General features: G+C 42.4%; 19 protein-coding genes and 1 tRNA gene. 11 read left to right on the top strand and 9 right to left on the bottom strand.

What is annotated here, in order from left to right:
* Positions 1–20 precede the first annotated feature (20 nt).
* Complete coding sequence (locus B3B27_RS02135) at positions 21–1661, bottom strand: fumarate hydratase (RefSeq protein WP_238868175.1); 1641 nt, start codon at positions 1659–1661, stop codon at positions 21–23.
* Positions 1662–2048: 387 nt separating this feature from the next.
* Here B3B27_RS02135 and feoB point away from each other — a divergent pair, with 387 nt between their 5' ends.
* From feoB to B3B27_RS02120, 3 genes are all read left to right on the top strand, one after another.
* The gene (gene feoB / locus B3B27_RS02130) at positions 2049–4541 is read left to right on the top strand and encodes a ferrous iron transport protein B (RefSeq protein WP_286833749.1); all 2493 of its coding nucleotides are present in this window, start codon (positions 2049–2051) and stop codon (positions 4539–4541) included.
* Between the two features lie 152 nt (positions 4542–4693).
* A complete protein-coding gene (locus B3B27_RS02125; protein WP_286833737.1) occupies positions 4694–4858 on the top strand; it encodes a hypothetical protein in 165 nt (54 codons plus the stop codon).
* Between the two features lie 443 nt (positions 4859–5301).
* Positions 5302–7683, top strand: coding sequence for a TonB-dependent receptor (locus B3B27_RS02120; RefSeq protein WP_238868177.1), 2382 nt, complete (start codon positions 5302–5304; stop codon positions 7681–7683).
* Between the two features lie 278 nt (positions 7684–7961).
* On the opposite strand, the gene B3B27_RS02115 is transcribed toward B3B27_RS02120, so the two are convergent.
* Positions 7962–8043, bottom strand: a tRNA-Leu gene (locus B3B27_RS02115).
* Positions 8044–8066: 23 nt separating this feature from the next.
* Positions 8067–8714, bottom strand: a complete 648-nt coding sequence (locus tag B3B27_RS02110; protein ID WP_407681803.1) for a phosphoribosylglycinamide formyltransferase — start codon at positions 8712–8714, stop codon at positions 8067–8069.
* 100 nt (positions 8715–8814) lie between these two features.
* On the opposite strand from B3B27_RS02110, the gene B3B27_RS02105 reads away from it, so the two are divergent.
* The 3 genes from B3B27_RS02105 to rnc are packed head-to-tail and all read left to right on the top strand — an operon-like array spanning position 8815 to position 11131.
* On the top strand, positions 8815–9051 hold the full coding sequence (locus B3B27_RS02105) for an acyl carrier protein (protein ID WP_238868179.1): 237 nt from the start codon (positions 8815–8817) through the stop codon (positions 9049–9051).
* A gap of 12 nt (positions 9052–9063) precedes the next feature.
* Complete coding sequence (gene fabF / locus B3B27_RS02100) at positions 9064–10326, top strand: beta-ketoacyl-ACP synthase II (protein ID WP_238868180.1); 1263 nt, start codon at positions 9064–9066, stop codon at positions 10324–10326.
* Position 10327: 1 nt separating this feature from the next.
* Complete coding sequence (gene rnc, locus B3B27_RS02095) at positions 10328–11131, top strand: ribonuclease III (protein ID WP_238868181.1); 804 nt, start codon at positions 10328–10330, stop codon at positions 11129–11131.
* A 79-nt stretch (positions 11132–11210) separates the two neighbouring features.
* On the opposite strand, the gene B3B27_RS02090 is transcribed toward rnc, so the two are convergent.
* The 3 genes from B3B27_RS02090 to surE form a co-directional block, all read right to left on the bottom strand.
* Positions 11211–12227 carry an ATP-dependent 6-phosphofructokinase gene (locus B3B27_RS02090; RefSeq protein ID WP_238868182.1) on the bottom strand — a complete coding sequence of 339 codons (1017 nt, stop codon included), beginning with the start codon at positions 12225–12227 and terminating at the stop codon, positions 11211–11213.
* A 349-nt stretch (positions 12228–12576) separates the two neighbouring features.
* Entirely contained in the window at positions 12577–13710 is a 1134-nt protein-coding gene (gene lpxB, locus B3B27_RS02085; RefSeq protein WP_238868183.1) for a lipid-A-disaccharide synthase, read from the bottom strand.
* A 10-nt stretch (positions 13711–13720) separates the two neighbouring features.
* On the bottom strand, positions 13721–14485 hold the full coding sequence (gene surE, locus B3B27_RS02080; protein WP_238869531.1) for a 5'/3'-nucleotidase SurE: 765 nt from the start codon (positions 14483–14485) through the stop codon (positions 13721–13723).
* 154 nt (positions 14486–14639) lie between these two features.
* Here surE and B3B27_RS02075 point away from each other — a divergent pair, with 154 nt between their 5' ends.
* Positions 14640–16268, top strand: a complete 1629-nt coding sequence (locus tag B3B27_RS02075; RefSeq protein WP_238868184.1) for an alkaline phosphatase — start codon at positions 14640–14642, stop codon at positions 16266–16268.
* 96 nt (positions 16269–16364) lie between these two features.
* On the opposite strand, the gene B3B27_RS02070 is transcribed toward B3B27_RS02075, so the two are convergent.
* The 3 genes from B3B27_RS02070 to purD form a co-directional block, all read right to left on the bottom strand.
* Entirely contained in the window at positions 16365–16868 is a 504-nt protein-coding gene (locus tag B3B27_RS02070) for a DUF4251 domain-containing protein (RefSeq protein ID WP_238868185.1), read from the bottom strand.
* 156 nt (positions 16869–17024) lie between these two features.
* The gene (locus tag B3B27_RS02065; protein WP_238868186.1) at positions 17025–18068 is read right to left on the bottom strand and encodes a hypothetical protein; all 1044 of its coding nucleotides are present in this window, start codon (positions 18066–18068) and stop codon (positions 17025–17027) included.
* Positions 18069–18081: 13 nt separating this feature from the next.
* Positions 18082–19359 carry a phosphoribosylamine--glycine ligase gene (gene purD, locus B3B27_RS02060; RefSeq protein ID WP_238868187.1) on the bottom strand — a complete coding sequence of 426 codons (1278 nt, stop codon included), beginning with the start codon at positions 19357–19359 and terminating at the stop codon, positions 18082–18084.
* Between the two features lie 173 nt (positions 19360–19532).
* Here purD and B3B27_RS02055 point away from each other — a divergent pair, with 173 nt between their 5' ends.
* From B3B27_RS02055 to B3B27_RS02040, 4 genes are all read left to right on the top strand, one after another.
* Positions 19533–20486, top strand: coding sequence for an NAD(P)H-dependent flavin oxidoreductase (locus B3B27_RS02055; RefSeq protein ID WP_238868188.1), 954 nt, complete (start codon positions 19533–19535; stop codon positions 20484–20486).
* Between the two features lie 84 nt (positions 20487–20570).
* Positions 20571–21410, top strand: coding sequence for a glycosyl transferase (locus B3B27_RS02050; protein WP_238868189.1), 840 nt, complete (start codon positions 20571–20573; stop codon positions 21408–21410).
* A gap of 56 nt (positions 21411–21466) precedes the next feature.
* Positions 21467–22291 (top strand): MBL fold metallo-hydrolase, encoded by an 825-nt coding sequence (locus B3B27_RS02045; protein ID WP_286846768.1) that lies wholly within the window; start codon positions 21467–21469, stop codon positions 22289–22291.
* A 3-nt stretch (positions 22292–22294) separates the two neighbouring features.
* A complete protein-coding gene (locus B3B27_RS02040; RefSeq protein ID WP_238868191.1) occupies positions 22295–23191 on the top strand; it encodes a glycosyltransferase in 897 nt (298 codons plus the stop codon).
* Position 23192 lies beyond the last annotated feature (1 nt).

Genomic DNA, 23192 nt, shown 5'->3' with positions numbered 1-23192 from the left:
CTTCAAAATTGACATTATGGTTATCCAAATAAACAATTTGGCTGCGTCACCACCTGGAAGAAATCATTACCCTTATCATCCACCAGTATAAATGCCGGGAAATCTTCCACCTCTATCTTCCATATCGCCTCCATGCCTAACTCCGGGTATTCAATGCATTCGAGGCTTTTGATACTGTTCTGCGCTAGAATTGCAGCAGGTCCACCTATGCTCCCGAGGTAAAAACCACCGTGCTTTTTACATGCATCGGTAACCTGCTGGCTTCGATTACCTTTTGCCAGCATTATCATGCTGCCACCGTTCGACTGAAACAGATCAACGTAGGAGTCCATGCGCCCTGCCGTTGTAGGTCCCATTGAGCCTGAGGCATATCCTTTGGGGGTCTTTGCGGGCCCGGCATAGTAGATAGGATGATCTTTTATGTATTGAGGCAGTCCCTCGCCAAGGTCGATACGTTCTTTGAGCTTTGCATGGGCAATATCGCGCCCAACAATGATGGTACCGTTCAACGACAACCGGGTGGAGACCGGATATTTTGACAACTCAGCCAGTATCTCTTTCATAGGCCGGTTTAAATCTATCTTAACACCTCCAGCTTCCCCTGCTTCACGGTATTCCTCAGGAATAAGGCGAGTAGGATTATCTTCAAGCTTCTCAATCCAAATACCATCGCGGTTGATCTTCGCCTTTATGTTACGGTCAGCCGAACAGGAAACACCCATTCCAACCGGGCAGGAGGCGCCGTGACGCGGCAGGCGGATCACCCGCACATCGTGTGCAAAATATTTCCCTCCAAACTGTGCACCCAATCCAAGCTTTTCCGAAGCCCTCTTCAGTCTCTCTTCCAGCTCATGATCACGGAAAGCCTGGCCGAGCTCATTCCCTTCCGAAGGAAGGTTATCGTAGTATTTAGCTGAGGCCATCTTCACCGTTTTCAGATTGGCTTCGGCTGAGGTACCACCGATAACGAAGGCCAGGTGATAGGGAGGACATGCAGCGGTACCCAGCGATTTCATCTTATCAATAAGGAAATCCTCAAGTTTCCCGGGGGTCAACAGAGCTTTCGTCTCCTGATAAAGATAGGTCTTATTGGCCGAACCTCCTCCCTTTGCAATACAAAGGAAATTATATTCATCTCCATCAACAGCATACAGGTCAATCTGTGCGGGGAGGTTTGTTCCAGTATTCACTTCATCATACATATTCAACGGCGCATTTTGCGAGTAACGCAGATTCTCGTTAACAAAGGTGTTGTAAACACCCAGTGAAAGGGCTTCTTCATCATTGCCTTCAGTCCATACCCGTTGACCTTTTTTACCCATGATAATGGCCGTGCCTGTGTCCTGGCAGAAAGGGAGAATTCCCTTTGCGGATATCTCCGCATTGCGCAGGAATGTAAGAGCCACGAACTTGTCGTTTTCACTCGCTTCGGGATCGGACAGAATTTTTGCTACCTGTTCCTGATGTTCGGAACGAAGCAGAAACTCTACATCACGAAAAGCAGTCTGAGCCAACAGCGTCAATCCCTCTTTCGATACTTTCAGAATCTCCTTCCCTTCGAATTCAGATACTGAAACATGCTCCTTAGTGAGCAGATAATACTCCGTTTGGTCCTTCGACATGGGGAAAGGCGGCTGATATTTGAATGGTTTATTTGCCATAAATAATTGGTTATATTTGTTTTGATTACTATCTGTTTTATTCTTAAGCAGACAAAAATACAAAGAAAAAACGGCATCGAAAAACGATAAAGCAAAACATTTCCCAGTCATACCCGGTCGCCCATACCTTAAGATGCACCCTCTCGCCGGAGTCTTCTGCCGTTAAAGACTCATCTCGCTCTGCCTCCTCTCTCAGCGTATCTTTTCTATCCTGTAATCCAAGCTATATTGTAGTTTACTGATCTATTATAAACTGATTATTTTTAAACTTTTAAATAATATACTGAGAACAACCTAGAACAGCCCAAATGTTATTATTTATAATTAATATAAATAATACAGAGAAAAATCTTACCTTTGCAGGCTAATCAGGGAGTTTATTCATCTATGCGTCTTTCAGAACTTCAGACAGGACAAAAAGCATACATCATAAAAGTAAATGGTAGTGGGGCTTTCAGAAAACGTATTCTCGAAATGGGGTTCGTTCGTGGAGAAGAGGTAAAGTCAATTCTGAACGCTCCTTTAAGGGATCCCATCAAATATGAGATCATGGAGTACGATGTTTCATTGCGCCGCAGCGAAGCAGTGATGATAGAAATCTCCATGCTAAAAGAGGATGTCAGGAACAATGGTTACACCAAAGATGAACTGGCCTTAACAGGAGAGCTACCTTGCAATGGCACAGGGAAGGGGCATAGGAAGCGTCACCGGAGAAGGGATAACTGCCTGAACAAGAAAAACATCAAGGTTGCCTTGCTGGGAAACCCCAACTCGGGAAAGACCTCCATCTTCAACCTCGCATCGGGCGCTCACGAACATGTTGGTAATTACAGTGGTGTAACAATTAATTCCAAGGAGGGGAAATTAAGGCATAACGGATATTCATTTACGCTGGTAGATCTTCCCGGCACCTATTCTCTATCTGCATATTCACCTGAAGAGTTATATGCAAGAAAATATCTACTGGATGAGAAGCCTGACGTAATTGTGAATGTGGTGTCAGCTTCCGCGCTGGAGAGGAATCTCTATCTCACCACCGAACTGATAGATCTGGAAGTCCCCATGGTTATAGCCCTGAACATGTACGACGAACTGGAACAGAGCGGCCGCAAATTCGATTATGAAAAGTTCTCTTCACTTATCAATATTCCAGTTGTACCTACCGTCGGCAAGAGGGGAGAAGGGATTCCGCAACTGCTTGAGAAGGTTATTGCAGTACACAATGAGGAGGTACACAATTATGTACAGATCCCCTACGGCAGGGTATTGGAAAAATCGATCAGCATCATGGAGCGTGAAATAAAAAACTGCAATATTTCCGGATGGGGAATACCTCAACGGTATATATGCATCAAGATGCTTGAAGGCGACCACGAGGTAGAAAGGCGTACCAGGGAACTCCCCCTGAATGAACAGATATTTGCACGTAGAGATAAGGAACAAGCATATATCGGGAAACTTCTCCGCGAAGACCCGGAGTCGGCATTCACCAATGCCCGCTATGGCTTTATCGCTGGTGGGCTGCAGGAAACGCTCACGGAGAAAGGTCAAAAGACAGATAAAACAAAACTGCTAGACTCCATACTTACCCACAGGTATCTTGGCTTCCCACTATTCTTTCTCTTTCTCTGGGTCATGTTTGAGGCTACGTTCCGTCTGGGGGGCTATCCAATGGAGTGGATCGAATGGCTGGTGGCCCAACTGGGTAACCTCATCAGAAACAATATGGCTGAAGGGCCTCTGAAAGCTTTGATTGTTGATGGTATTATCGGGGGTGTGGGTGGAGTTATCGTGTTTCTTCCCAATATCGTAATATTGTACCTCTTTATTGCTTTTATGGAAGATTCTGGTTATATGGCACGTGCAGCCTTTATCATGGATAAGCTTATGCACAAGATAGGGCTGCATGGGAAATCGTTTATTCCGTTAATCATGGGATTTGGTTGTAACGTTCCGGCTATCATGGCTACACGTACTATCGAAAGCCGCAGTAGCCGGATGATAACCATGTTCATTGTTCCGTTCATGTCGTGTAGCGCCCGCTTACCAGTATATATACTCTTTGTTGGAGCATTTTTCCCTTCCCGGGGCAGCATTGTAATGCTGGGATTGTATATTTTTGGTATTGCGATAGCAGCTCTGACAGCCCGAATGTTCCGGAATACACTGTTCAAAGAGGAAGAGACTCCGTTTGTTATGGAGCTGCCTCCCTACAGAATGCCGACTAAAAAATCAATTCTCACACATATGTGGGATCGTTCAAGCCAGTATCTCCGTAAAATGGGAGGACCAATTCTCATCGCATCCATCCTGATATGGTTTCTGGGATACTTTCCACAAGACAAGGAGAGAGACAATTTGTTCGACAGAGATATAGTGCAGATAGGTGTACAATATGACAAGAATGAAATCAGCAGCGACGAGAAAAAGCAGATGACAGCCGTGATTGATCATGCCCGTAACACCTCTCATCAGGAAAACTCATACATAGGAAGGATCGGAAAATTTATTGAGCCTGTGATGCGTCCCCTTGGGTTTGATTGGAAAATATCAGTCAGCCTGCTTTCAGGGATGGCTGCCAAAGAGATCGTTGTCAGCACAATGGGAGTACTCTACACCGGCGATAGTAACAATCAGCATTCGTTGCAGGAGCGGCTGCAAGCAGAAACCTATCCGGGAGGGGCACCAGTTTTCACTAATCTCGTGACCATTGGTTTTCTCCTTTTCGTGTTGATCTACTTCCCCTGCATTGCCACAATCGTGGCTATTAAGGAAGAGTCTCACTCTTGGAGATGGGCTCTCTTCAGCGTACTTTATTCCACCGGCCTGGCGTGGCTTGTTGCCTTTGTGGTGCATCAGGCAGGAAATCTTTTTGTTTAAAAATAAGAGTCAGCTCCTAAAACCCAAAATATAAAATTGATTACATATTATTGAATACAAACATCTGTTTTGGCCCGATTATAATGAAAGAGACTTTTAGGGAAGAGATTTAAAAAATATTTATCTAACATCACAAAATTTGTTTCAAGGAGATGGACCTACAACTACTTATAGTTATTATAACAGGTATTGCGGTTGCGGTTAAGCTTATACGCTCAATATATAATCTCTTTGTTGAAAAGAGAGACAACCCCTACTGCGGCGGTTGCAAAGGATGTGATATATCAAACAGGGTAATGCCACCAAAAAAAGAGTAATTCTCATTAATTGAATTCTCTGTTAAATATAGGATATCACATTTGCCTGACTCCCGCCGGCAGCTGCATACACTAACTCCGTTATCTGAAAAGAACCGCTTAGTCAATCCCGGAAAATAGCTCTTTCGTCAGGAAATTTGCATTACTCACCAAAAGTTGTCCGGCAATTTCAAAGAACCCGTATGGTACCGTGAAAACGTTAGTGAACTATTTCGTTAAGCTAAATGAGCAGAGGACAAGTTTATTTGGACTATGCCATAGCGAGAAATAGTCTAACGTTAGTGAACTATTTTGCTGCAATCGTGATGCATTCGAAGAATGAATGAAAAATTTTCAATGAAAAAAACATTACTTCATGTTGAACAAAAGCAAATAAATTATGTTTATTTCAGGTATAAATTCTCACCAATATCTTTTTTTAAAAATCATATTGTGAAACTTTTATGAAAAAGTTTTTCATTTTTATTTTCTTACTCATAAGCGTTTTGTCTTATGGCCAGAAAGGAAATATCCAGGGTCGCGTTTACAATGCCAAAACAAACGAACCGCTTGAATTTGCTACTATTCAGATTGAGGGTACTACCATTGGATCAAATTCAGATATTGACGGCAATTTCCGGCTTACAGGTATTGATCCCGGGTTCAAAAAACTTATCGTGACTATGGTGGGCTTTGAAAAGACAATCTCACCGGAAATACAGGTACAGGGAAATCAAACTTCGTATATAGATATTGAGGTTAGGGAGGCATCTATCCAGCTTCAGGGTGTGGAGATAATGCCCAGGATCACGGCAAAGCGTATCGAAAGCCCATTGTCGGTGGTAACTATCGGAGTACAACAGATTGAAAAAAGCGCCGGTGCCAACCGCGATGTATCTAAAATAGTGCAGACATTGCCCGGCGTGGGCGCAACCGACCCAAACCGTAACGACCTGATTGTCCGTGGTGGAGGCCCCTCGGAAAATGTCTTTTACCTTGATGGCATAGAGATACCGGTGATCAATCATTTCTCCACCCAGGGAGCTTCTGGAGGTGTAGTCGGAATCATCAATCCCGATTTTGTTCGCGAAATCAGCTTCTACACCGGAGCATTCCCTGCTGCTCGCCCCAATGCATTAAGCTCAGTGATGGAAATACGTCAGAAAGATGGCAGCAAAGACCGTCTGCATAGCAAGATTTCAGTCGGAGCTTCGGATGCAGCTCTTACCCTTGACGGCCCAGCAGGTAAGAAATCCACTTTTATCATTTCAGCCAGACAATCCTACCTTCAATTGCTTTTCAAAGCGATAGGACTTCCCTTTTTACCTACATACAACGATTTTCAAATTAAATATAAGTACTCTGTCGGCCTCAAGAACGAACTCACGTTTATTGGCCTCGGCGCTATCGATAACATGACACTCAACACCGATTTGCAAAAGACCGGTACCGAGTCGCAACAGTATCTGTTAAGCTATCTTCCCGTTTACAAACAATGGAATTATGCTTTAGGGACCGTTTACAAGCACTTCTCCGACAACTATTTTGACACTTGGGTACTCAGTCGCAACATGCTGCGAAACAGTAATTACAAATATCCTGAAAACGATGAATCCAAACCTAAGAGTTCCGATTATCGCTCCGATGAAGCAGAAAATAAACTGCGCTTTGAGCGCAGTTACCCTGCATTTCCTGTAAAACTGCAGTTTGGTGGAGGAGTAAAGCATACCCGATATACCAATTATACTTACAGGAAGATCTTTATTGACGGAACAACTCGCGATTTTGATTATCAAACTAAACTCAACCTGTTTGCTTATCAGGCTTTCGTACAGCTTTCCGACGATTATATAGACGGAAAGCTTAGGCTCTCTCTAGGACTCAATACGGCAGGAAACACATTCAACGATAATATGAGAAACCCTTTTAATCAACTTTCGCCCCGCTTTTCGATATCATATGCCTTATCCGAAAGATTGAACCTGAACACAAACATTGGACGTTATGTTATGCAACCTTCCTATACGACTATGGGATTTAAAAACAGTAACGGAACATTTGCAAACAGAAATGAAAGTGTTCGATATATTCTTTCAGATCAGGTAGTTGCAGGTTTTGAATATAATCCCCAGGAAATGATACGGTTTACGGTAGAAGGGTTTTACAAGCAATATAACCGCTATCCGATTTCTGTAGCCGATGGAATAAGCATTGCCAGCAAGGGCACCGAATACGGCCAGGTGGGAGACGAAGAGGTGATTTCCGAAGGCAAGGGAAGAGCATACGGTGTAGAGTTTCTAGCCAGGGTTATGTCGTTGGGAAATGTAGATCTAACCTCTACCTTTACCCTTTTCAGAAGCGAATTCAGCAATAGTAAAGGCCTCTATATCCCTTCATCATGGGAAACAAAGTCAATATTGAATATTACGGGGGGCTACCGTTTCGGCAAAAGCTGGTATATTGCAGCACGGTGGCGATATGTGGGTGGGGCACCCTATTCTCCCATCGACTGGAACCTGTCGACCGACAAAGAGGCATGGAGCATCACCAGTCAGGCTTATATCGATTATAAGAAATTCAACACATTGCGTTTAAAAGATTCTCATCAGCTGGATATTCGTATCGACAAGGAGTTCTATTTTCAGTGGTTGATGCTGAATGTTTATGCCGATGTACAAAATGTATATAACTTCCGTTCTGAGAATACGCCCATCTATACCAATAAAGATACTGAGGGGAAGATAATGGACGATCCGAATGATCCAGGGAAGCGGCAGTTGCTTCGCACGCTCGACTCTTTCAGAGGAACAGTATTACCAACAATAGGGCTTATCGTAAAATTTTAAAAACTCCCGGAATAGCACTTTAACTTCATTTATAACTCAGCTGCTTAAGATTGATATGATGAGTCTGATTCAAAAACCATAAAACCAATTTAACGGATTGTAAAACACTGAATTTCAGAATATGTTCCCGTATATTTTGGACATAAAAGACTTATCGGAGGAAACTAATAGGAATAATATTACTGAAGAAATAAAGTAAAAGCTTTTACATCTGCGCTTTAAGTAACCTTGAAGAATAAAAAAACTCCCCTCGGGTTTCCCTGAAAGGAGCTTTAATGTGCGGCTGAAGGGACTCGAACCCCCACGACTCTCGTCACTAGATCCTAAGTCTAGCGCGGCTACCAATTACGCCACAGCCGCAAAACGGGATACAAAGGTACTACTTATTTTTTTATCTGCGACTCTCCGCTTGCTATTTTTTTTACCACCTCTTCAACCACCCGCGGATAGTGAGTATACTCCAGAACATGAACTTTCCGGGCAATATCATCAGGCGTATCCTCTTTATTTACTTCACAGGTTGCCTGATAGATGATGCTACCTTCATCATAATTTTCATTTACATAATGTATTGTGATTCCCGACTCCTTATCACCTGAATCAACCACAGCACGATGCACCCTGTCGCCATACATTCCTTTTCCTCCGTGCCTTGGCAGAAGAGCAGGATGAATGTTAACTATTCGTTCAGGATAACTGTCAAGAAGAGGTTGCGACAATTTCAGGAGAAACCCGGCAAGTACAATAAAATCGATATTGTATTCACGAAGAGTGTCGAGAACAAGCAGGCCGTCATCAAATTCAGGCTTGCTGAATGTAAAAGAGGGGATACCCAGATGCCTGGCACGCTCGTGCACATAAGCATCTCTTTTATTAGAGATAATTAGTGAAACCACAATATCGTCACTATCGGAAAAATAACGGACAATATTTTCAGCATTACTGCCGTTACCCGACGCAAAAATAGAAATACGAGTCATAAAACGGATGTTTTTTGCACAAAAAAACGTGATTTGTGCACTTATTTTGATTTTAATAGACAAAAGTTTGCACAATTAGAGAAAAAATGCGTTACTTTGCATCGCAAATTTAAGAATAAAATTTTTAATTTATTAATTAATATCGAAAGTTATGTCTGAAGTAGCACAAAGAGTAAAATCGATTATTGTCGACAAATTAGGTGTTGAAGAAGCTGAAGTAACAGAAACAGCAAGCTTTACCAATGATTTGGGAGCCGACTCACTTGACACAGTAGAATTGATCATGGAATTTGAAAAGGAATTCAATATCTCAATTCCAGACGATCAGGCAGAAAAAATCTCTACTGTTGGCGACGCAGTTTCTTATGTAGAACAACACGCGAAATAATCCATTCTATTCATGGAGTTAAAAAGAGTAGTAGTAACAGGCTTGGGAGCAATTACTCCGCTGGGTAACGACGTTAAGACAACGTGGGAAAATGCCTTAGCGGGTAAGAGTGGTTCCAGGCCTATTACTCATTTTGATGCATCGCTTTTTAAAACGCAGTTTGCCTGCGAAGTAAAAGATTTCAACCCCAGCGATCTTTTTGACCGCAAGGAAGCAAGAAAATATGACAGATATGCCCAACTTGCGATCAAGGCAGCCAAAGAGGCGATGGAAAATTCCGGACTTGACCTGGAGAAAGAAGATACAAGCCGTATTGGGGTAATATTTTCTGCGGGGATCGGAGGAATAAGAACATTTGAAGACGAGGTAGGTGACTATTATATCAATAAGGAGAAAGGACCACGGTTCAACCCCTTTTTCATTCCGAAAATGATAGCGGATATCGCAGCTGGGCATATCTCTATGATTTACGGACTGAGAGGTCCGAACTATGCAACCGTATCCGCTTGCGCTTCATCAACAAATGCCATCGTGGATGCTTTCAACCTCATTCGTCTTGGTAAGGCAAATGTGATCGTTACCGGTGGTGCTGAATCGACCATCAGCCCGTCTGCCGTGGGCGGATTCAATTCAATGCATGCTCTGTCTACACGAAACGACTCTCCGGAAACAGCATCACGCCCGTTCAGTGCGAGCCGTGACGGGTTTGTTATCGGCGAGGGAGGGTCAGCACTCATCCTGGAAGAGCTGGAGCATGCAATAGCCCGTGGAGCAAACATTTACGCGGAGGTGGCCGGTGGAGGTATGTCTGCCGATGCATACCATATAACCGCTTCACATCCTGAAGGATTGGGAGCAAAGTTAGTTATGCGTAATGCACTGGAAGATGCCGGAATGAAGCCCGAAGATATCGATTACGTAAACGTACATGGAACATCTACAACTGTTGGAGATATATCAGAGGTAAAAGCTATTCTCGAAGTATTCGGTGAACATAGCTATAAACTGAATATCAGCTCTACAAAATCGATGACAGGCCATTTGCTGGGAGGAGCAGGCGCACTTGAAGCAATGCTTAGTATCCTGGCAATCAGGGATCAGATTGTCCCCCCCACCATCAACCATGAAGAAGGGGATGACGATCCGGAAATTGACTATAATCTTAATTTTACATTCAACAAAGCTCAAAAAAGGGAGATAAGAGCTGCGTTATCTAACACTTTTGGCTTTGGGGGACACAACGCAAGTGTAATTCTCAAGCAATACAGCAAATAATGTGTTAAGAAGACTCGTAAAAAGGATCAAGGCTCTCCCTCATATTGGGAAAGAGCCTTATCTTTCATATTACAATGTACTTGGGTTCTATCCTGACAGGATTGATCTCTACAGGGAAGCTATGACTCACCGTTCCTCTTCCGTACGCTCCAAAAAAGGGAGATGGGTGAACAATGAGCGACTTGAATTTTTGGGAGACGCCATTCTCGATGCTATCGTTGCAGATATTCTCTATAAAAAATTCGAACACAAAAAGGAGGGATTTCTTACAAGCACTCGCTCACGTATTGTACAAAGAGAGACACTTAACAAGTTGGCAGTAGAATTAGGACTTGACAAGAAGATTGTATCATCTACCCGAAACCTGGCACACAACACTAACATATATGGAGATGCTCTCGAGGCTCTAATTGGCGCCATCTACCTTGATCAGGGCTACAGGGTAGCCAAGAAATTTGTATACGAAACACTTATAAAGGAGCATCTGAACATTGAAAAGGTACTAAAGAGTGAAGTCGATTTCAAATCACGCCTAATTGAATGGGGACAAAAAAACAAGGTGGATGTCTGTTTTGAGGTCACAGAATCGCTGTATGATACCCAAAACAACCCTGTTTTTATTTCATGTGTAAAGGTTGCAGGAGCTGAGATTGGTTCGGGAAAAGGATATTCAAAGAAAGAGTCGCATCAGATGGCAGCCAAGGTGGCCATCAAAAAACTTAGAGAAAGCGACAGCCTGCAGGAAGCCATCGCCAAAACTCAACAAAATAACTTATCAGCTCAAAACGAAATAACACAGGAGTAATGTCCTGAACAGAATTAAGGCAGCTAAAAAAATCATCTGTACTGACAGTCTTCAGAATGTGGTGCGTGCAACGCTTACCCTATAAAGTACCAAAAGAGATACCCATGCGCTTACCATGGACAACCAGGTCAGTGTCGGGTGTTACCAGTCGAAGCTTTCCTGCAATTTCTGACAAAGGTATATCGGAGATGCTGTTTCCCAGCTTTGCCACCATTCTCCCAAACTTCCCTTCATGGATCAGTTCCGCAGCATGTCCCCCCAGCAACGTACCAAGATTTCTGTCATAAGGCGAAGGTGATCCGCCTCTCTGTATATATCCAAGCACTGTTTCACGTGTCTCGAAACCGGTATGCTCCTCAATTTCACGGGCGAAATATGTAGCTGGCCGTTCTCTCACTGGCACTTCCACACCCTCTGCAACAGCAACAATAGAATAAGCTTTCCCCATCTCCATCCGTTTGTTGATTTTTTCTATTATTGCCTTCATATTATATCCCAGTTCGGGTATAAGAATTATATCCGCACCCCCTGCCATTCCTGCATAAAGGGTAATCCACCCAGCGTGATGCCCCATCAGCTCAATCACCATAACGCGACGGTGAGAACTGGCTGTGGAGTGTAGCCTGTCGATAGCCTCGGTAGCAATATTTACCGCCGTATCAAAACCGAAGGTTATATCAGTGCCGTACACATCGTTATCAATGGTTTTTGGTATCCCCACCACATTTAATCCAAGCTCCGAAAGCATCCATGTTGTTCGTTGGGTGCCGTTTCCTCCAATGCATACCAGACAATCGAGCCCCAGCTCGTGATAGGCATTTTTTATCTGCTCCCTGTCCTTCTCGTCGGGAGAGGTAATCATCTTGCGAAATACCTTTTCACGCGCAGTCCCTAAAATTGTACCACCCATATTAAGGATACCGGACAACGACGGGTCGGTAAGTTCTACAATATCTTTATGCAACAATCCTGAAAATCCATTCAAGATACCTATTACCTGCATACCGTAATTATTGATGACTGTTTTACCTACACCACGTATTGTAGCGTTAATGCCTGGAGCATCTCCGCCTGAAGTAAGAATACCGACTTTCATAAAATTTTTCTTTTAATCATTCAGGTCTGTGGATAATTGAATAGTCGCATAGATGCTGAATTGCATACTTGTTACCTCCCTATTCTACTTATCCTTCAAAATTGACATGTAAATGTGACATGCAAAGGAAATAAAAAAGAGGTAAAAAAAGAACAGGAGGGGGTTATTTTATTAAGGAGACTTCATAAAAGCCCTTAAAAATTATGCTTAATTGTTGGAACCCCCACTAAATGCTTGTTAACGCCTTAAAACTCTTTCCTTATATCAGTCGCAAGATATTTATTTAAAAAAACTCCAAAGCCTCCCGGTACCGGCTGCTTATTAAAAAATTGAAAGCTTGGAAGAATATTTATTTATTGCTGCTAAAAATTATCTCCGCAGCTCTGTCAGATGCACCGGGCCCACCCAGAACCTGTTTCATATTTTTGTAATTATTAAGCATATTCTGCCTGTAGCTCTGCACATGAAGAATCTGATGCAACTCTTTGCGAATATTGTCTTCCGTAAAGTTAATTGCAAATAATTCTTTTACAACCTCATGTCCGCATATCAGGTTAACCAGCGAAATATAAGGTGTGTGAAGAAGATGTCTGAATCCCCAATAAGATAGCCTGGGCATTGCCATGCGGTAACATACCACTTGGGGCACTCCAAGCAAAGCAGTCTCAAGGGTGGCTGTCCCCGATGTCACCAACGCCGCATCCGATTGTGCCAGAATGCGATAAGTTTGATTGAAAAGCACGGTTGCAGGAGGGAAAGAGGTGGTGAAATCTTCATAAAATTGTGGATCTATTCCTGGGGCACCGGCTACAATAAACTGGTAACCATCAGCAAAACCCGCTACCGCCTGTAGCATAGAAGGTAAATTGCCCGCGATCTCCTGTTTGCGGCTTCCGGCCAGAAGAGCAATAACAGGCTTGTTCTCGAGGTTATTGACAGTGATGAAATCGTTGAAAACCTCATCTTTATGGCTTCTTGCCGCAATAGCATCTAACGTTGGATTACCAACATAACGGACTTTATATTGATGTTTTTGGTAAAAATCGACTTCAAACGGCAGGATGGAGAGCATCTCATCAACATATTTTTTTAACAATCTTATCCTGTACTCTTTCCATGCCCAAACTTTTGGTGATATATAATAATAAACAGGAATTCCAAGAACTCCTTTTGCATACCTGGCTATTTTCAGGTTGAATCCCGGATAATCTACCAGAATAACCACATCGGGACTGTATTCTGAAATATCTCTCTTGCAGTAAGCTAGATTTTTGAGAATAGTGCGAGAGTTCATAACAACAGGAATTATACCCATATATGCCATATCGCGGTAATGTCTTACAAGTGTCCCACCTTTTGACTGCATAAGATCACCTCCGAAGAAACGAAATTGAGCCTCATCGTCAAGTTTTTTGAGCGACTGCATCAGGTTCGATGCATGCAAATCGCCTGATGCTTCTCCTGCCACAAGATAATATTTCATGTTTTTTATTTTATAATCGCCACTCGTTCAACTCGGGAAGAAAATTGTGAGCTGTCATATCTATTTTGACCGGGACTACTGCTGCATAACCGTTCGCAAGTGCCCACTCATCGTTATTATTGTTTTCCTCTTCCCAATTTTCAAAATTACCGGTCATCCAGAAGACATCTCTTCCCATGCCATCTTTCGACCGGTGATACTCATTCACCCATTTCCCTTGTGTCTGGGTTGTCATTCTAATCCCTTTAATGTTGCCCGCAGGAACATTGACATTCAAACAGATCCCTCTGGGAAGCCTAACTTCAAGAACTTTTTTTGCAAGCTTGCGAGCAACATTTGCCGTAATTGAAAAATCCGCGTCGGGCGTAAAATCACAAAGCGAGAAACCTATTGAAGGTACATCAAAAATACAACCTTCAATTGCTGCCCCCATAGTTCCTGAATAGAGCACACTGATGCCGGCATTTGAGCCGTGATTGATTCCTGAGACAAGCAAATCGGGTTTTCTGTCCATGAACTCGTTGAGTGCAAGCTTCACACAGTCTGCCGGCGTTCCGTTACACATGTATGCTGTAAGATCCTCTTCTTTGTGAAATACTCTTGCACGAAGCGGTGTTGAAGTAGAGATAGCACTCGACATGCCCGAGCGGGGTGAATCGGGTGCAAAAACAACAATCTCTCCCAAACCTTTCATCGCTGAAGTAAGCGAAACAATTCCTTTAGCCTGATATCCATCATCGTTGGTGACAAGGATCAGGGGTTTTCTATTACTCATCATTCAATTTTTTAAAACCACAAATATAAGTAAATTCAAACACTTCCGCACAATGATGACTGTTTACAGGTCTAATTATTATGTAATCCTTATAATAACATAAGAAGAATTTACTACCTTTGGACGGTTAGATTAAATAAAAAAAATCAATATAATGAGAAAATTACATCTTTTGTTTTGCTTATTACTTATTTCCCTTACACTTTTTGCACAGGAAGTAAGACCAGTAAAAAACTTAATCGTTATGATCCCTGACGGCACCTCCATAGGTGTGTATTCCGCAGCAAGATGGTTCAAATACTATAACAATCAGGGCGAGTCGCTTCACATTGACCCCTATCTCACCGGGACCGTTACAACTTTTTCATCCAACGCGCCCATAGGCGACTCTGCACCTACAAGCTCAACATATGCCACAGGAATCTTGCAGCAATCGGGTAATGTAGCAATTTATCCGGAAAAATCGGATAACGACATTTTCCCGGTTGACGAATCAAGAACCTGGCAGCCGGCGGCAACAATACTTGAAGCGTCTAAAATTGAAAAGAAAAAAGCAGCCGGACTGGTAGTAACCTGTGAATTCCCGCATGCAACTCCTGCCGACTTTTCGGCACATCATTATAAACGAAGCAATTATAAAGCCCTTGCAGCTCAAATGGCATATCAGAATTTAGACGTGATGTTTGGAGGTGGAAACGGAATTCTTACGGATGACATCAAACAACATTTGTCCAACAACGGGACCACACTTATTCAGGATGATAAAAATTCACTTCTTAACTATAAGGGAGACGGAAAGGTTTGGGCATTGTTTGGTGACAAGGCTCTGCCTTACAACATCGACAGAAACACTGATAAGATACCAAGCCTTGCAGAAATGACAGAAAAAGCTATTGAACTACTATCAAAAAATGATAACGGTTTTTTCCTTATGGTAGAAGGGAGTCAGGTGGACTGGGCAGCACACGCCAATGACCCTGCTGCTATGATTGACGAATTTCTTGCTTTTGACGAAGCTGCAGGCAAAGTGATTGAATTTGCTATAAACGATGGAAATACAGCTGTGGTAATTCTTCCCGATCACGGGAACAGCGGCTTCTCAATAGGCAGGAAAGACTGCCCCGGATATGATAAGCTTTCAATTGAAAAATTATTTGGAGCAGTATCAAAATATAAACTTAGCACCAATGGTTTGGAATCAATCCTGGCAGATACGAAACCTGAAAATATTAAAGCTGTTTTTAAGAAATATACCAGTATAGACATTACGGACGAGGAGTTAGAAACGCTGCTCTCTTCCAAGAACTACAAAGAAGCCGATTATACAAAGGTGGGCACAGGCAACAATCTGGCGCATAATATTGGGAATATTTTAAATTCACGCACCTGTTTTGGTTTCACCACAGGAGGCCATACCGGAGAAGAAGTACTTCTTGCAGCCTATCACCCACAGGGTGATGTACCTGGAGGGCACCTGATGAACACACAGGTAAACGAATATCTTCAGAAGGTATCGGGTCTGGAAACATCGTTGCAAGAGCTTACAGACCGGATTTTTGTAAAACATTCGGAGTTGTTTTCAGGACTTAATTACTCTATTGATAAAAAAGATCCTGACTTTCCTTTGTTACGAGTAAAAAAAGGGAAGAACAGTCTTGAAGTGAAGGCTTTTTCATCGGTGGCAAACCTTAACGGAAAACCATTCGATATAGGCTCAGTAGTGGTTTACATCGATAAAAACGATACTTTTTATCTGCCAAAGATGCTTGCTGAGAAATTATAAACGGCAATGGAATTTAATCCAGGTTGTTGAACAAAAAAATCCACTTTACCGTGGATTTTTTTGTAATAATGCAATGAAAGACTTCATGGTCGGGACTTATCTCTTATTTGCTGTTTCAATATTTCCCAGAAATGAGATATGTTCTCTGTTTACATCACTCACATCGAGACGTGCTGTACCGTTCTCCCAGATATCAAAGCTAAATGTCACAGCCCTGTCCAAATCTAAAATGGAAATTTGAGCAATCCAATTCCCTTTTTTCTTTCCCTGAGCGACCTGGTACGAAAAATCGGTACTTGTGAAGTTAAAACCACCTTCCCGCGGATCCATGAGTGCCCGGTATGCCCGTCCATAATATGGCAGATATGCCTTTACAGTATCGGGAGTGACTTTTACATCATAATAGGGAGAAAGGTAAACCGACATAAATCTGTTAGGATAGGCATAAGTGGCTTCAAAAGTAAAGTGAGGTATCTCCACCGCATTTTTTATCTCTGCTGCCCGCATCTCTTTATCGGCGGCTGTCTGTGTGCTTCCGCATGCCTGAAAAACAAGCAGGACAAAAAGCACAACTATTACATAGCGTAGCAATTTTGTCATTTTTCACCTCCTTAATTATTTGAAAGATCTTTCTGAGTTAAAGCCAAAACAGCACCGTATATCAATGCTGCTAGCGAAAAAACTAATCTCAGGCAAGAGAATATTTTTACGCGGGTTTAATGCAAAAAATAAAATAATCACATGAAACCTATATATTTAACACCTGAAAACATGATATTGTTTAACTAAAAGATCAGCAAAAAAGGAAAAATGAGAAAGGTAAAAACAGGTCATCACCACTATAATGAAATATGCCATATATATAGCTGACTTGGAAACAGTCCTAGTGTAGAAGTATGCATTCAGATAAGATATTAGAGGCACGACAAGAGTTAGAAAGAATATGTTCCGGCTCCAGTAAACAATCTGCAATAATAACATAAATACGGTGAGGAATACCACAAACTGCATAAAGCTAATTGTTAGCACTTTATCTCTTGAGTAGGTATTTATACTAAAAATCATGTTCGACACAAAAAACAGGCCGGTAATAATCACAGCCACCCACTCCGAAACGGAAAAAGCTGGAATCCCGGGAAGCGAAAATAAAGCAAAAGCTAAAAAAGGCTGAACGAAACCGGGAATATCATCGAAAAGAAAATAGAGAGAAAAAACAGATAGATATATTAGTGAAACACCGAAAAGCGATGACAAGAGCGAACGGAACTGAGGGCCGCGCATTGTCCGTTCCCCTTTCCACCATAGAGGTATCAGCATAAGCGCGTAGATCTGGAACAATGAAGCTGCAGCTATTAACACCCCTGCACGAAAGGAATAGAGGTATGAACTTGACTTTTGATAAGATCTCAGTAGAGGAAAAAATGCCAGCAGGACAAACACGATGGCGATATAGTTGCCGTTCATCACAAGAAAACATGGATGGAGGCTTAACAAAAAAAGAGGAACAACAAAGGGAAGATTTGAACGTGAACGGATAAGGTTAAACCTGCCATTCATAGTGGCAATTATTGATGCAATAAGAAAAACAGAGAGAGTGGAAACGAAAAACGATGTAAACGGATCATCAAACAAATGTTCAAAATATCTCCAAAGATGGCTATCGTCGATAAAAGAGGCTTGTGCCCTGTTTCCCCAATAAAACATTGCGGCACGCATACCTATCACACATATTGAAGTGAGCACAGGGATGAAGCGTCCCTCGACTATTACTGACCTGAATCTCCTTACAACACTGTGCATGAGGATTGATTGTTTACGGGATGCGAAGATCGAACCCTATATCTTTTCTGAAATAACTCTCTTCGAATCTTATTTTTTCAATGTTCTTGTAGGATGTTTTTAATGCTTCATCCATTGTGTTGCCATAAGAGGTAACTGCCAACACGCGGCCGCCTGCAGTAACCACATCGTTGCCCTGAATTTTTGTTCCTGCATGAAACACAATACTATCCTGAATATTTTCAAGACCGTCAATCTTTTTACCTTTTTCATAGGCTTCTGGGTAACCCCCTGAAACCATCATAACGGTTGTTGCAAAACGACCGTCAACCTCCAGCGTTTTGCTATCAAGCGTCTCGGTTGCCACACTGATAAACAGTTCTAAAAGGTCGGACTTGACAAGCGGCATCACCACTTCCGATTCCGGATCACCCATACGCACATTGTATTCAATCACTTTTGGGTCTTCTCCTATCTTAATCAGTCCCAGGAAAATAAATCCTTTATATTCGATCTTCTCTTTTTGTAATCCTTTTATGGTAGGTTCAACAATGCTAATGCGCACTTTTTCCATGAATTCTTTATCTGCAAAGGGGACAGGCGATACGGCACCCATGCCGCCGGTATTCAAGCCGGTATTACCTTCTCCAACACGCTTATAATCTTTTGCAACAGGAAATATCTTGTATGAGTTTCCATCGGTCAACACAAAAACCGAACACTCTATACCAGACAGGAACTCCTCTATCACTACCTTGCTGCTTGCCTTGCCGAACTTCCCGTTAAGCATCTCCCAAAGCATCCTCTTTGCTTCATTAAGTTCATCAATAATAAGTACACCCTTACCTGCAGCCAATCCGTCAGCTTTTAACACGTAGGGTGAAGGAAGTGATTCTAGAAAGGTGTTTCCCTCTACAATATTTTCAAGAGTGACAGTTTTATAAATTGCCGTGGGGATATTGTGGCGAATCATGAAATCTTTGGCAAAATCCTTGCTCCCTTCCAGCTGTGCCCCCTTTTTTGAAGGGCCTATTACGGCAATATGACAAATATCTTCATCGTCATGAAAAAAATCGTAAATACCTTGTACCAAAGGGTCTTCAGGACCGACCACAATCATATCAACATCATTGTCGAGCGAGAATTGCTTCATCGCTTCAAAATCAGTAACGCTAATAGAAACATTTGTCCCCAGCATTGCAGTGCCTGCATTACCAGGAGCAATATAAAGATTATTCAGATAGCCGCTTTTGCGTATTTTCCACGCTAAAGCATGCTCACGACCACCGGAACCAAGAAGAAGGACATTCATAATGTCAGCGATTCATTTACAATTTTACTTATTCATTGCCTTATCAGAGACATCAGGCAACAGCTTACAAAGCTACTAAAAATATTCTTAAGAAGCAGATAGTAAATTAAAATTTGGATTATGATTAGATAAAATTGATAAGCAAAAGCTATCTTTGCACAATAAACAAAAAAATGAACAGTAACAGGATATCAGCCCTATTTGGCATACGCTACCCTATTGTACAGGCCGGCATGGTATGGTGCAGCGGGTGGAGGCTGGCTTCAGCAGTTAGCAATGCCGGTGCTTTGGGATTGATTGGAGCGGGATCAATGCATCCTGTCACGCTGCGGGAGCATATTAAAAAATGCAAGGCAGCAACTGAAAAACCCTTTGGGGTGAATGTCCCGCTGATGTATCCCCAGATAGAAGAGATTATAAAGATAGTGATGGAAGAGGGAGTACCTGTAGTTTTCACTTCCGCTGGAAATCCAAAAACGTGGACCCCGGTACTGAAAGCCAGGGGAATAAAAGTAGCGCATGTTGTCTCAAGCTCCCTGTTTGCCCAAAAATCCGCTGCTGCAGGTGTTGATGCCATAGTTGCCGAAGGGTTTGAAGCAGGTGGCCACAACGGCCGCGAAGAGACCACCACACTTACTTTAATACCACAGGTAAGGGGTGCAGTTGATCTGCCGCTTATTGCCGCCGGTGGTATTGCCTCCGGAGAGGCGATGGCTGCAGCATTTGCTCTGGGTGCAGAAGGGGTGCAGTCAGGTACACGCTTCGCCCTTACTTATGAGAGCTCTGCCAGCGATGCATTCAAAGAAAAGTGCATCACCTTGGATGAGGGCGATACCATGCTTTCACTCAAGAAAGTAAGTCCCACACGCATAATTAAAAACGACTTTTACCGTCAGGTTCAGGAGATGGAAGACAGGGGGGCCACAGAGGACGAATTACGGCAACTCCTTGGCAGGGGTCGTTCCAAAAAAGGTATTTTTGAAGGTGATCTCAACGAAGGCGAGCTAGAGATTGGGCAGATAGCTTCACAGATCAAACAGATTATCCACGCCGAAGATGTGGTGAGAAAGATGATTGAAAGCTATAACCAAACAGTAATAAGGCTGTCTCAGCAAACTTTTGAATAAACAAGCGTTGCAACCAAACGTAAGCCGGCATGCCAATATCTGCAAATGAGGAATAACTTTATAGATATCCGTTAGTTAATTGAAATGAAATCATATGTAACACTTGTACCATACGGGGGACTTGCAAACCGCATGAAAGCTATCGAATCAATTATAGCTTTAATAAGAGGTACGAATATACAAGCTACGGCGATATGGTTCAAAGACAAAGGACTGAACTGCTCTTTTGAACAATTATTCCAATCAATTGACATACCAAATTTAAGATTGCGCAACGCTGTATTATCGGATTACATACTGTATGACCGTCCCCGTAGGAAAAACCTTTTTATTCCATTTATTTTTGAAAAAGCTGCTTTCAATAACTGCCTGTATGAAGATGATGTAACACAAAGGGTAAGCATGAATTTCGACTTCCGTCAATGGGTGTTATCAAATAAAAAAACTTATCTGTCAGCATGCGTGCTATTCTATCCAGGCGAATCTAAGTTCAGATTCAACTCTTTTATTCCTGTACCCTGGTTGCAGGAACGGATAAATGAAAGGTGCAAAAATTTTACAAACTATACTGTTGGGGTACATATCCGCCGCACAGATAACATTAACTCCATCAGAGAAAGTCCTACTGAATTGTTTATCCAGCGGATGAAAAAAGAGATAGAAAGTGAAAGTGACGTACGTTTCTACGTAGCATCGGATTCTACGGAAGAAAAAAAGAAGCTTACAAGCATTTTCGGAGATCGAATAATAACGGACTGGAAACCCACTTCACGATCTACCCCCGAAGGGATAGAGGATGCTTTAGTGGAACTATACTCCTTATCACGTACACAAAAAATATTTGGATCACATCGCAGTTCTTACTCAGAGACAGCTGCTGAAATAGGCAAGATATCACACGAGAAGATAAAAAGCAAATTATAAGCTGCCCATAAAGAGATGCCGGTATTGATTTATTTACTTTATCTTTGTATTCAACTATGCAATACGAACTTTTTCAATTGGAACGATTCTCATTTTTCAGCCTGAGCAGCGGGAGTTGCGGCAATTGCTACTATCTGGGTAACAGCCGTTACGGCATCCTTATAGATGCCGGTATAGGGCCCCGCGTTATCAGAAAGCGACTTGCCGAAAACGGAGTTGATCTATCATCTATTATGGCAGTTCTGATAACTCACGATCACTACGATCATATAAAATCGGCCGGATACCTGGGAGAGAAACTGCATATCCCGGTGTATGCAACCCGTGAGGTGCACAGAGGCATATCAAACAGTCCACTTATACGCCACAGCCTCAACGGGTCATCAAAATATATTAAAAAAGGGAACCCTTTTCAGATTGAAGATTTCCGCATTACTGCTTTCAACGTGCCACACGATAGTATCGATAATGCAGGCTATTTTTTTGAATTCGGCAACAACAAGCTTACTCTGGTTACCGATGTAGGTGCCATAACCGATGAGGTAGCATACTATATCTGCAAAGCAAACCACTTGGTTATTGAAAGCAATTATGATGAGGAGATGCTCCGTAACGGCTGCTATCCCTATCATCTGAAACGCCGGATCACATCAGGAGAAGGACATCTCAGCAACCGTGAAACTGCCGAATTCCTAGCTAACAACTATTCATCGGAGCTGCGCAATATCTGGCTCTGCCATCTGAGCGGCGACAATAATAATCCAACACTGGCTTATGAAACAGTAGAGAGACAGCTTTCGCAGAGAGGTATAGAAGTGAGGCGCCACGTTGCGCTACATGTGCTAGAACGAAATGTGCTGTCGAACAAAATAGATTTTTAGCCTATGAACCCTGCCCCTGTCATACTCTTCACATATAACCGTCCTTCCCATACCCGGCAAACATTAGAGGCATTGCTCAACAACAAGTTAAGCAGCCAGAGCGTGCTATATATTTTTTCTGACGGTTATAAAGACAACTCCGATAAGAGTGAGGTGCTGAAGGTACGTGAACTTATACACTCAATAGAAGGCTTCAAGGAGATTCATATTATTGAAAACAAGTTTAACCAGGGCCTGGCAAGAAATATTATCGACGGTGTTACCAGGATTGTAAACGAATATGGCAGAGTAATTGTTCTTGAAGACGATATTGTTACATCTCCATATTTTCTGACGTTTATGAACGAAACGCTTGAGAGATTCAAAGATGAAGAGAGGATAGGTCATATACAGGGATTCTGTTTCCCTTTGCCCGACCTGCCGGATGTCTTTTTAATAAGATGGACAGGCAGCTGGGGATGGGCAACCTGGAAAAGAGCTTGGCAGATGTTTAACCCTGACGGGGAAGCTCTGTTATTGTCACTGAAAAAGAAGAGACTAACAAAAGCGTTCGATTTCAATGGAAATTACCCATATACACGTATGCTGAAAAGGCAGGTTAAAGGGAAAAACGACTCCTGGGCTATCCGCTGGTACGCTTCACTGTTCCTGAACAACGTTCTTTCACTCAATGCAGGAAAATCACTCGTTCAAAACATTGGATTTGACGGAAGTGGAAGACATAGCGGAAGGAACATCGTTTATTCGACCAGTCTCCATAAAGATGATTTAAAGACAGAGATCGGAGTAATCAGAGAAAACAGAGCTGTAAAAAAAGCAATCGGTAAATATTACAGAAGAAAAAACTCTGTTTGGGCAAAGTTAAAGGGAAGGATTAACCGTTTTCTGAGAAGTAGATAAC

It is taken from the genome of Proteiniphilum sp. UBA5463 (assembly GCF_002427225.1).
GTDB classification, from domain to species: Bacteria; Bacteroidota; Bacteroidia; order Bacteroidales; family Dysgonomonadaceae; genus Proteiniphilum; species Proteiniphilum propionicum.
This window is presented reverse-complemented; position numbering and strand designations above follow the sequence as displayed.